The organism is Yersinia mollaretii ATCC 43969 (genome assembly GCF_013282725.1).
In the GTDB taxonomy this organism is placed as follows: domain Bacteria; phylum Pseudomonadota; class Gammaproteobacteria; order Enterobacterales; family Enterobacteriaceae; genus Yersinia; species Yersinia mollaretii.
In genome coordinates this window covers 2,727,881-2,740,583 of sequence record NZ_CP054043.1, presented here as the reverse complement: position 1 = coordinate 2,740,583, position 12,703 = coordinate 2,727,881, and the positions used below count along the sequence as shown (strand labels likewise).

Below are 12,703 nucleotides of genomic sequence, written 5' to 3'. Positions count from 1 at the left end.
GTGGTTAACAACCGCAAAGGGATCAGCGCTTTCAATACATTCAATTTTTATATTTATTTTTTAATGTGATCTCGAACAATACATTGGCGAATCACTACTTACATATAAGTAGATATTTTAAAAACTGTACAATAAAATTTTTCATTTAAGTTACAAACATTAAGGATACAAATGAGAAAGTGCCGATTAAAAGCGAAGGATACAACAAAATGCCAAGTTGATAATAAACTGATAAATAGATTAATTAATCGTTTCAGTACCCAGTATCACTGAGTGCGCTCATCAAAACAGCCACATTCACCCAACAACCCTAGACTTAATTAAAACTAATGATTTGGAGTTACAATTCAGTAACATTAGGCGACATTGCCTCAGCATACTTTAGGCTTCTGAATGATTCTAGCTTGAATTATCACCTGTACAATTTTCAATCTAAAGCAACATTAGAGGAGGCGAGATGTTGAATTAGGCCGCCAATTATTCTGCTAATCAGATAAATCCCTTCGACCCGCATTTCGCTTTGTGATAGAAACGTCTGTCTATATTGATCGTTCATATTAATCACAGACGCTAATACCTCATGAACACCGAAATACGTCAACAAACCCTAGGCCAACCCCTCAAGCAACCCGGCGTTGCACAACAAGTCTCGACCCGACTGGCTTTCTTTATCGCCGGATTGGGCATGGCCGCTTGGGCTCCTCTGGTACCTTTTGCCAAGGAACGTATTGGTCTTAATGATGCTTCACTGGGCTTACTGCTGTTGTGCATTGGTATCGGCTCAATGATGGCGATGCCCCTGACCGGCATCCTCACGGCAAAATGGGGTTGCCGGGCAGTGATTTTACTGGCGGGCGCAATATTGTGTCTCGACCTCCCGCTGCTGGTGCTGATGAATACCCCGCTGACCATGGCCCTCGCGCTACTCGTTTTCGGTGCAGCCATGGGCATAATCGATGTCGCGATGAATATTCAGGCCGTCATTGTTGAAAAAGCCAGTGGCCGTGCCATGATGTCCGGTTTCCACGGGCTGTTCAGTGTCGGCGGGATTGCCGGTGCGGGTGGTGTGAGCGCCTTACTGTGGCTCGGCCTTACACCGCTGATGGCGATTATCGCGACGGTAGTATTAATGATAATCCTACTGCTGACTGCCAATAAAAACCTGTTACAGGGCAGCGGTGAGCCTCATGATGGCCCGCTATTTGTTTGGCCGCGTGGTTGGGTCATGTTCATCGGTTTTTTATGTTTTGTGATGTTTCTCGCCGAAGGCTCAATGCTTGACTGGAGCGCGCTCTTCCTGACCTCACTGCGAGGCATGGAACCTTCACAAGCGGGAATGGGCTATGCCGTATTTGCAATCGCCATGACGCTGGGCCGCTTAAATGGTGATCGGATTGTCAACGCCTTGGGCCGATACAAGGTAGTATTAGGCGGCAGTCTGTGCGCCGCGATGGGGATTGTTATCGCGATCAGTGTTGATAGCTCCATTGCCGCTATTATGGGTTTTATGCTGGTGGGGCTAGGTGCATCAAATGTGGTACCGATTCTGTTCACCGCCGCTGGCAACCAAACCGTGATGCCCGCCAATCTGGCGGTGGCATCCATTACTACCATCGGTTACGCCGGAATTCTGGCTGGCCCTGCGGCCATTGGTTTCGTCGCACAACTCAGTAATTTATCGGTCGCTTTTGGCTGCGTCGCGCTGCTGTTACTGGCCGTCACCGCCAGCGCCAGAGCCGTCACGCGTTAACCCAGGAATATGCCGTCTTTTTATGCAAAATAACTCGTTATCTACCAGTCCAGCTAAAATTACCCGCTGCTTCTGGCTGTTTATCGTCTTACTGCTCATCACCATCGGGCTGTATGGCTACAACTATACCAATGCTTATCTAACAGAAAAAAAACATGCATTGACCTATATCGCCAGCGGCTTGCAACAACGTATCGATGATTATCGCTATCACACTTACCAACTCTATGATTTAGCGAATAGCCCAGATCTCGCGGAGAAAGTGATTCTCTCCGCGCAAGAAGTGCGTCTACGCCCTGATATTTACTACATTGAGAAGCCGCGTAGAAAGACGGATACGGTCATTTTTGGCAATCACGAGTCAGCAACCTTAGCAATGGCATTGCAGATGTCTGACTATCTTGATAGCCATTGGGGGTCACAGAATGATACCTACTCGATGTATTATCTGAACGGTCAGGATAATAGCCTGACACTGATCACCACTCAGGCTCTGAAAGAGGTCACTTCACGTTTCAAAGAGAGCTACCTGACTGTCGCGGCAGAATCCCGACGTGCAGAGATGCTGCAACAGGCCAATACCTTGGATGAGCGCGAGAGTTTCTCGCCACTGCGCAAATTACGTTTCCAAAACGCCTACTATTTCACCCTGAGAACCACCTTTAACCATCCCGGACATCTGGCGACGGTCATCGCATTTGATTTACCGATTAATGACTTAATCCCGCCGAACATGGCACGCTCTAACTTCTTGCTGCAAAAAGATAGAACACCGATTAATGAAGGTATGGCCCCGGAAGATGTCGTCGCCGCCAGTGTGACACTCAATGGCTACTGGGTTGAGTTCTCCGCACCCTTAGCGAACGCCACATTAAAAATTGTCTATCGTGTCCCGATTAACCTGTTAGCAATTGATTTTCTGAGAAATAATTTCTGGCTGATTGTTAGCAATATCTTGCTGCTGGTACTTGCGGTGCTAGGCATCTATTTCGTTCGTCGCCAATACGTCCACCCCAGTGCTGATGTGGTCGAAAAGTTAGAAGCGCAGAAATCGCTGAGTCAGGAAATTATGACTAACCTACCCCAAGGGTTGTTGGTCTATAACTTCAGCAATAACACGGTCGTCGCCAGCAACCAGATTGCCGATAACCTGATGCCACACCTGAATATGCAGAAAATTGCGCATATGGCGGAGCAGCATCACGGGGTGATTCAAGGCACGGTGAATAATGAAGTGTACGAAATTCGCATGTTCCGCAGCCAAATTTCACCTGAAACCTACCTCTTCCTGCTCCATGATCAGGATAAAGAAGTGTTGGTGAATAAAAAGTTGCAGCAGGCAAGGCGTGAATACGACAAGAGCCTGCAAGCACGTAAACTGATGCTGCACAATCTGGGGATTGAGCTGAATCAACCCGTCAACACTCTGAATCAACTTGCCCATGAGTTACAGAACGCAACTGACTTGCAACAGCAACAAGATCTGACAGCGAAAGTGATTAAGCAATCAGATGCCATTATTGAACTGATTGAGAACATCACCCTACTCACCCGTCTGGAAACACAAGATTGGCAGCCAGAGCAGCGCCACTTCTCACTGTCGGCATTAATCGATGCGCTGCTGTTGGAGGTTCTACCCGCCATTAATCAGAAAGGTTTAACTCTGTTTAATCACTACCGTGCCGATATTGATCAAAATTACACAGGTGATGAAAATGTATTACGTAAAATACTTTCGCTGCTACTGCACTATTCCATCGTCACAACGGATTACGGCAAAATCACACTCAACGTTGACCACGAGCCGGGCCATCCAGAACAACTCATTATTCAGATAACCGATACCGGTGTCGGTATATCGGATGAAGAGATCAGTAATCTTAATTATCCTTTCCTCAGTCAAACATTGGCCGACAGATACAATCACGGATCAGGGTTAACCTTCTTTTTATGTAACCAATTATGTAGAAAATTAAATGGCCAATTAGAGATTCGTAGCAAAATCGATATAGGTACTCGTTATACTATCCGTGTAACTATGGCTATCGAAAATGAGCAACAAGAAGAGCAAGAAAAATTATTAGATGGAGTGACCGCTTTATTAGATATAACCTCGGAAGAAGTACGTTCAATCATCACGACATTGCTAGGTTCATTCGGTGCAAACTGCATTATTGCCGATGATCGCCTACCGGGCCGAGATTACGACGTTACGTTAACTGATAATCCTCAACACTATGATAATTTTACCTTATTATTGACTTCAGACGAGGTGGGATTACAACAATTGCAGGGTAACTATATCCGGGTAAATTACAATTTAGGCAGTGCCGTTATTGACGCGATACTATTATTAATTGAACAACGGATCTTATCAGATGAATCAAAAGAAGAGTCTGAATCTATTGCCGAAGATGATATAAGTACCTATGAACAACAACTCAAATCCAGCGACTATTATTCGTTATTCGTTGAGACAGTACCGATAGATCTGAAGAAACTGTATACTGAACTTCAGCAACGTGATTTCATATCGCTTTCGCAGACTGCACATCGATTGAAAGGCGTATTTGCTATGTTGAACCTGGTGCTCGGCAAGCAGCTTTGTGAAACATTAGAACAGCATATCGCAAATGGCGATCGGTTGAAGATCGAAAATAGCATCAGTCAAATTGATTCTTTCGTCACCAGACTGCTGCAGCAAGGTAACCCATAACCATGAACAACCTTAATGTAATTATTGCTGATGACCATCCAATTGTTTTGTTTGGCATCAGAAAATCGCTTGAACAAATTGAATGGGTAAACGTTGTTGGGGAATTTGAAGACTCAACCTCGCTTATTAATAATTTGTCTAAACTAGATGCCAACGTGCTAATTACTGACCTCTCTATGCCGGGAGACAAGTATGGTGATGGCATCACGCTGATAAAATATATAAAACGTCATTACCCTGACTTAGCCATAATTGTTCTAACAATGAATAATAACCCGGCTATTCTCAGTTCTGTTTTGGACTTGGATATTGACGGGATCGTCTTAAAGCAAGGCGCACCAGCCGACCTGCCTAAGGCATTGGCTGCATTACAAAAAGGGAAGAAATTCACCCCTGAAAGTGTCGCTAAATTGCTGGAAAAAATCAGTGCCAATGGTTACGGTGATAAGCGTTTGTCACCGAAAGAGAGTGAAGTTTTGCGGTTATTTGCTGAAGGTTTCTTGGTGACAGAGATCGCCAGAAAACTTAATCGCAGCATTAAAACGATCAGCAGCCAGAAGAAGTCGGCGATGCTGAAACTGGGCGTGGATAATGATATCGCCCTACTGAACTACCTCTCTTCTGTCACTATCAGTCAGGTCAATAAAGAAGAAGAATAGTCGTTTCCAAGCCCGGTATTGCTCAGCAGCACCGGGTTTATTTATTTCCTCTCCCACCCATTCAGATTATTAATTAATCGCCTCTATTCCAAACTTAAACCCAAAGCCGCTAACACCATATCGCGTGAGCGCCAATGCCAAAACTTAGTAACCCAAAGTCATTGGCGTTACAGCAAGGCGGCAAGTGAACGCATCCCGATGAGCTTACTCAAGTAAGTGATTCGGATAAGTGAACGTAGCCAACACCGCTGTAGCGTCAAGGCCAAACTTAAACCCAAAGTCATTGGCGTTACAGCAAGGCGGCAAGTGAGCGCATCCCGATGAGCTTACTCAAGTAAGTGATTCGGGTAAGTGAACGTAGCCAACACCGCTGTAGCGTCAAGGCCAAACTTAAACCCAAAGTCATTGGCGTTACAGCAAGGCGGCAAGTGAGCGCATCCCGATGAGCTTACTCAAGTAAGTGATTCGGATAAGTGAACGTAGCCAACACTGCTGTAGCGTCAAGGACGAAGGGTTTAGCGTCAATGACGAAGGGTTCGCACCTTATCACTGTAATACCGCAACATCTGCCGCAATGTATCCAATGTGACTGGCTTAGATAAACAGTTATCCATCCCTGCCTCAATACAGCGCTGCTTGCTTTCAGCCAGTGCATTCGCGGTCACGCCAATGACCGGGAAGTGATGATTCAACTGCCGTAAACGCTGAGTTAAACGATAGCCATCCATGTTTGGCATATTGACGTCGGTCAGCACGATATCGACATTATTGGCACTCAACACCGCCAGAGCATCCAGTCCATCGTTTGCCGTTATCACCTGATAACCCAACGCGCTAAGCTGATCAGCCAATAGTCGGCGGTTGATCGGATGGTCATCCACAACCAGAATTTGCATGTCAGCATTATCATCCTGATTGGCTTTCGGTGCAGGTAGCTGTAATGGCGTATTGTCGGCCACCGACGGAGGCTCCAGCAATATCCGATCCAATAGCGGGATAATCTCTAGCAGAGTCGATGTACTCAACAACCAATAACCTGGGCATGTTTCATGCGGCAAACCGATATGTTCGATCGAGAGTTGGATCCAAGTCGATAGCGGCGCACTGATTTGTGGCAAATAATCACAAATCAGCACTTGATCATGCAGAGGCTGATCGAGGGTATAACGCCGAGCAGTGGCACCAAAATTCCCCAGAAGATCAAGTAAATAGCGCTCCAGACGTGCATTGCGAATATCCAACCACAGCGTTTTTCCCTGCCAGCGATCGCTTTGTGGCAGCACAGTATTATTGGCTTCATGCCTGTTTTCGGCCAGATAGAGTGGAATGCGGATAGCAAAAATACTGCCCATCCCCAGCTCAGAGATCACCTCAACATCCCCGTCCATCAGGTTGACCAACTTCTCGCAGATAGCCAAACCTAAACCCGTTCCCTGAAAATGGCGCTGCACACCCGTGCCTATCTGGAAGAAAGGATCAAAGAGCTGGTTTATCTCACGTGAATTAATGCCGACACCGGTATCGCGAACTCGGAACTCTAGATAGTCGCCACGAACCCGAACTTGCAAGATGATGCAGCCGGTATCGGTGAATTTAATAGCATTATTCAATAAATTAGAGATCACTTGTTGCAGGCGAACTGAGTCTCCCATCATCACTCGCGGGACATTTGGCTCAATAAAGCAGTACAGACCTAACCGTTTTTTAACCACCAGCGGCAGATAGTTCGCGGAGATATGCGTGATCACCTCCACGGTAGAGAACTCACTTGGCTCAATTTTCAGTTGTTCAGATTCGATTTTAGAAAAATCGAGTATGTCACTGATAATTTTGAGTAATAACCCAGACGAGTTGTTCATCGCCGTCACTAAGCGGTCAACACCTTGGGGCAACTCTTTGGTTTGCAATAGATCGAGGTTACCAATAATCCCATACAGAGGAGTGCGCAGCTCATGGCTGACGGTGGCCAAAAACATCGATTTTGATTGGCTGGCCTGCTCCGCTGCGGCGGCCATCTCTTGCAGAGACTCCTCCATTTTCACCCGCGAGCTGACATCCACCAGCACGCAAATAGCCACATCTTCATTACGGTAACGAGAGTGAACAAAGCTAATTTGCAGATTATTATTATTACTGGTCATCACATCGACAAAGTTCGCCTGTTGCTCACAGATAATGCGTGTAATGCGCTCGCGGTCTTCATTCGTCAGCAAATTAATATAGTTATGTGCTAGTTCGTTACTGAGGATATTGGTCCCATCACTGATGCGCAGGATGGAGATGCCCACTGGCGCAGAGGCGACAATTTTGCGGTTGAACTGCTCATGCTCTTCCAGTCTCAGGGCATTATCTTCAGCCGGGTGGAACATTTTTCGTTCAAACAACCAGGCCAAGGTAAATATCACCACCGCAGAGAGGATGTTCAGCAGTAACGCATTAAAGATCAATAATTTAAATGTTTCTATTATCGTTCTAACGGGCAAGGAATAAGCAATATTGAGGGTCGATGGCAGTAAATTCTTTTTCAGGAGAAGGCTATTATAATCATCGACATAACCGAAATAAGAGGGGGAGTCAGGGTAGTTATCCAGCATCGAAGCATGACGCTCCCCAGTTGCCAGCCGTAATACCGGCTCATTATCCTGATCCAACAAGGTCACTCCAATCGGCAGTGGCCCTGAAGAGATAAAATCCTCCAGACGAATCGTTTGCTCAGTACCAACCAAAGCTTCTAACCTATTGCCCACATAGAGTGGGCTAAGCACATATAAAGTGCCAATCTCTGGGCGCACACCAGGGACTACCCAATACAGCGCACTATCTTTATCCTGACCATTGGCATCACGGTATTTTAACACTTGCTCATTCAGCGACTTAAGTAGGTTCTCCTGATCCATTGGCGTATTACGAATATCAAAATCCACCATGCACAAGGTGTCGCTGCCGATAAAGAAGATGCGATTAAGGTCATACGCGGCGGCGAAATTCTCTTTCCAGTAGAGGATTAGGTTACTGAGCGAATTCAGTGACGAATTGCGGCTCGAGTTAAGCGCAGCGCAATCTGCATCTGGATTGAGGGGATAATATTTGGGTGGCGTCTTGTTTTTAATGAATGCGCCTGCGGCAATATCGCTGCTTGCCGAATTATGATTTAACCTATTTTCCGCCATGTATTTGATATCGCGAATAATATCGGAGGAGTGGCGGATGTAACTCTGCGCCTGCTCAAAGTTGGTATTATATTCCTGACGAATATCGGATTTTTTCTCATTAAGAATGTTCAGGATATAAAACGTCGTCAGCAATGCGCCGAGTGACCATAACATGACGGCCAATACCCGAAACAGGTAGCGGGATATTTTCAGTGTCGTGCGAAATGAAGAAAGATATTTCAATCTGATACCTGGTAAAACAATCGCCGGAGAGGCTGCGTGAGCAACAGAATACACTACCAATAACACATAAAAAAGCCAGCACCTAGGCTGGCTTTTATTTTCATCGAGTTGCGCGGCGGCTGATAGGCTCACGGGAGCAATCAACCGCTCCCGTAGGCACTCATCAGCGCATTATGCGTTCTCGTCTTCTACATCATCGTCTTCAGCTTCATCATCTGCCGCGTCGTCTTCAGTAGTATCTTCCGGTGCATTCAGTGCTGCGTTTTCATCGCCGCCCTCTTCACCTTCTAATGACTCGCCATCAAGGATGTCATCATCCTCTTCCGGCTCTGCAACACGTTGCAGACCGACTACGTGCTCATCTTCAGCAGTACGAATCAGTGTCACGCCCTGAGTGTTACGACCCACAACGCTCACTTCTGAAACACGGGTACGCACCAAAGTACCCGCATCAGTAATCATCATGATTTGATCGGTTGGTGCAACCTGAACGGCACCGACAACCTTACCATTACGCTCACTGACTTTAATAGAGATAACCCCCTGAGTCGCACGGGACTTGGTTGGATACTCTTCCACTGCGGTACGTTTACCGTAACCGTTTTCAGTCACCGTCAGGATTTCGCCATCACCACGAGGGATAATCAGCGAGATAACCCGATCATCACCATTGAGGTTGATACCACGTACACCGGTCGCAGTACGGCCCATTGAACGGACCTGCGTTTCTGGGAAGCGAACCACTTTACCCAATGCGGAGAATAGCATCACTTCATTGCTGCCATCCGTCAGATCGACACCAATCAGCTCATCGCCTTCATTCAGATTGACGGCAATAATACCGGCACTGCGTGGGCGACTGAACTCGGTCAATGCGGTTTTCTTCACGGTACCGCTCGCGGTTGCCATGAAGATGTGGCGGCCCTCTTCATATTCCCGCACCGGCAGAATGGCGGTAATACGCTCATTCGGCTCAAGCGGCAACAAGTTGACGATCGGACGACCACGTGCCCCACGGCTGGCTTCTGGCAACTGATAGACCTTCATCCAGTAGAGACGGCCACGGCTGGAGAAGCACAAAATCGTATCGTGGGTATTGGCAACCAGCAGGCGATCAATGAAGTCCTCTTCTTTGATACGTGCAGCCGACTTACCTTTGCCCCCACGGCGCTGAGCTTCATAATCTGTCAGCGGTTGATACTTGACGTAGCCCTGATGGGAGAGCGTCACAACCACATCTTCCTGATTAATCAGATCTTCGATATTGATATCAGAGGTGTTGGCCGTGATTTCAGTACGACGAGCGTCGTTATATTGCTCTTTAATCGCCACCAACTCTTCACGGATCACTTCCATCAGGCGCTCTGGGTTTTCCAGAATAAAGATCAGCTCAGCAATTGCTGTCAGCAGCTCTTTATACTCATCCAGCAGCTTTTCGTGCTCCAGACCGGTCAGTTTCTGCAAACGCAGATCCAAGATAGCCTGAGCTTGCTGCTCGGTGAGGTAATACTTACCGTCACGGATACCGAACTCTGCTTCCAGCCATTCAGGGCGGGCAGCATCACCACCGGCACGTTCCAGCATGGCCGCAACGTTACCTAACTCCCACGGGCTGGCAATTAAGCCGGCTTTCGCTTCCGCAGGGGTGGCAGCACGGCGAATCAATTCGATAATGGGATCGATGTTAGCCAATGCAATGGCCAGCGCTTCAAGGATGTGTGCGCGGTCACGTGCTTTACGCAGCTCAAAAATGGTCCGGCGCGTCACCACTTCACGGCGGTGGCGCACAAAGGCAACCAGAATGTCTTTCAGGTTCAGCAATTTAGGCTGACCTTGGGACAGGGCCACCATATTGATACCGAAAGTCACCTGTAATTGCGTCAATGAGTAGAGGTTGTTTAGCACCACTTCACCGACCGCATCACGCTTGATTTCAATCACGATACGCATGCCGTCTTTATCAGACTCATCACGCAACGCGCTGATACCTTCGACACGTTTCTCTTTCACCAGCTCGGCGATTTTTTCAATCAACCGTGCCTTATTCACCTGATACGGAATCTCGTGAATAATAATGGTTTCGCGGCCCGTTTTCGCATCAGCTTCCACTTCACCGCGCGCACGGATATACACCTTGCCACGGCCAGTACGATAAGCTTCTTCAATACCACGGCGACCATTGATAATCGCGGCTGTTGGGAAGTCCGGCCCCGGAATATATTCCATCAGCCCTTCGATGCTGATGTTTTCATCTTCGATATAGGCCAAACAGCCATCAATAACCTCAGAAAGGTTATGTGGCGGAATATTGGTTGCCATCCCGACGGCGATACCTGACGAACCGTTAACCAGCAGGTTAGGGATTCGGGTAGGCATGACCGCTGGGATCTGCTCGGTGCCATCATAGTTCGGCACGAAGTCGACGGTATCTTTTTCTAAATCCGCTAACAATTCGTGAGCAATTTTAGACATACGGATTTCGGTATAACGCATCGCTGCGGCGGAGTCGCCATCAACGGAACCGAAGTTACCCTGCCCATCCACCAGCATATAGCGCAGTGAGAACGGCTGGGCCATACGCACTATTGTGTCGTAGACCGCGCTGTCACCATGCGGGTGATATTTACCGATAACGTCCCCAACTACACGGGCCGATTTTTTGTATGGTTTATTCCAGTCATTGCCCAGTACATTCATCGCAAACAGTACGCGACGGTGAACCGGCTTCAGTCCATCTCGGACATCTGGTAAAGCACGTCCGACAATAACGGACATCGCATAATCCAGATAGGAGCTTTTCAGCTCTTCCTCGATGTTGACCGGTGTTATTTCTCTGGCAAGGTCGCTCATTGAGCCGCTATCCCTCTACTAATTACCGGATTTAAAGGTACGAAACTATATCACAAAACCCCAATTTTGGCGAAACTACATTGCGCTGACGTCTTAGACACAAAAGTGCGCCAATTGATGGGGAACATGTATAATCCGCGCAAAGAAACAGAACAGTGAGAACTCTTCATGCGTGCAGATACCACAGCTCCCCAACATAATGTCGACGAGCAAGAAATCGCTAAATTTGAAGCGGTTGCCTCCCGCTGGTGGGATTGGGAAGGTGAATTTAAGCCTCTCCATCGCATTAATCCCCTGCGCCTCGATTATATTTTGCAGCGCTCAGGCGGCATTTTCGATAAAAACGTGCTGGACGTCGGTTGCGGCGGCGGCATTCTTGCTGAAAGCATGGCACATGAAGGCGCGCACGTCACCGGGTTGGATATGGGTTATGAGCCGCTACAAGTGGCGCGGCTGCATGCGCTGGAAACGGGTGTCAAACTGGATTATGTGCAGGAAACGGTTGAAAGCCATGCGCAAAAGTTCCCACAACATTACGATGTAGTGACCTGCATGGAGATGCTCGAACACGTTCCTGACCCTGCCTCGGTGATCCGCGCCTGTGCACAATTGGTCAAACCCGGTGGGCATGTTTTCTTCTCAACCATTAATCGCAATACCAAATCTTGGTTGATGGCCGTGGTCGGCGCTGAATACGTGCTGAAAATGGTTCCGAAAGGCACCCATGATTCGAAAAAGTTTATTCGCCCATCAGAACTTATCGGCTGGGTCGATCAAACCCCATTGCGGGAACGCCACATTATTGGGCTACATTACAATCCGATAACAGACCACTTCAAGTTGGGTCGCAATGTTGATGTCAATTATATGGTGCATACTCAAAGGGAAGACAACAGCACTCACGTCTGAGAGATAAAAATCAAACAATACCCGATATATTTCGCGTTGTAGCAAAGCGGCAACATAACGAATCCCTAGGAGCTTAGCTAACTAAGTGACTGGGGTGAGTTAGGGTAGCCAACACCGCTACGGCGTGAAAGATGAAGGGGATTTTTCTAATGTTTAATAAACCGGCAAACGATCAAATTTTTAAGATTTTCAGTAAAATCTTATCCCCTAGATGGGCAGTAGGTAAGCCCCAGTAATAACGCAGCCTTGGGGCCTTTTGTAACAATTCACCCCCAAGTTATCCACACAATTGCACGATCTTGTTCACTTGCTAAAAGACGTAATACTCACTATCTTGTTATCTAACCAACACCCACCCCCTATATATTGTGTTTACATACTGAACAATGGCACTACTCGCTGCCTGAAAATGCAGCGTGGCGTT

At 47.3% G+C, this 12,703-nt stretch carries 6 protein-coding genes; 4 read left to right on the top strand and 2 right to left on the bottom strand.

Features of this window, described 5'->3' with window-relative positions; genetic code table 11:
• Window positions 1-580 precede the first annotated feature (580 nt).
• Genes HRD69_RS12090 through rcsB form a run of 3 tightly spaced genes read left to right on the top strand, consistent with a single transcriptional unit; the run spans window position 581 to window position 5,125 of the window.
• Window positions 581-1,750 carry an MFS transporter gene (locus HRD69_RS12090; protein ID WP_004875317.1) on the top strand — a complete coding sequence of 390 codons (1,170 nt, stop codon included), beginning with the start codon at window positions 581-583 and terminating at the stop codon, window positions 1,748-1,750.
• A 22-nt stretch (window positions 1,751-1,772) separates the two neighbouring features.
• Window positions 1,773-4,466 (top strand): phosphotransferase RcsD, encoded by a 2,694-nt coding sequence (gene rcsD / locus HRD69_RS12085; protein ID WP_004875318.1) that lies wholly within the window; start codon window positions 1,773-1,775, stop codon window positions 4,464-4,466.
• A gap of 2 nt (window positions 4,467-4,468) precedes the next feature.
• Window positions 4,469-5,125: a response regulator transcription factor RcsB gene (rcsB, locus tag HRD69_RS12080; RefSeq protein ID WP_004875319.1), complete on the top strand. Its 657-nt coding sequence runs from the start codon at window positions 4,469-4,471 to the stop codon at window positions 5,123-5,125.
• Between the two features lie 521 nt (window positions 5,126-5,646).
• Here the strand turns inward: rcsB and rcsC are convergent.
• Complete coding sequence (gene rcsC / locus HRD69_RS12075; protein ID WP_032814543.1) at window positions 5,647-8,520, bottom strand: two-component system sensor histidine kinase RcsC; 2,874 nt, start codon at window positions 8,518-8,520, stop codon at window positions 5,647-5,649.
• 171 nt (window positions 8,521-8,691) lie between these two features.
• A complete protein-coding gene (gyrA, locus tag HRD69_RS12070; protein WP_004875321.1) occupies window positions 8,692-11,370 on the bottom strand; it encodes a DNA topoisomerase (ATP-hydrolyzing) subunit A in 2,679 nt (892 codons plus the stop codon).
• A gap of 168 nt (window positions 11,371-11,538) precedes the next feature.
• Between gyrA and ubiG the strand changes: the two genes are divergently transcribed.
• On the top strand, window positions 11,539-12,279 hold the full coding sequence (gene ubiG / locus HRD69_RS12065) for a bifunctional 2-polyprenyl-6-hydroxyphenol methylase/3-demethylubiquinol 3-O-methyltransferase UbiG (RefSeq protein ID WP_004875322.1): 741 nt from the start codon (window positions 11,539-11,541) through the stop codon (window positions 12,277-12,279).
• Window positions 12,280-12,703: the final 424 nt, after the last annotated feature.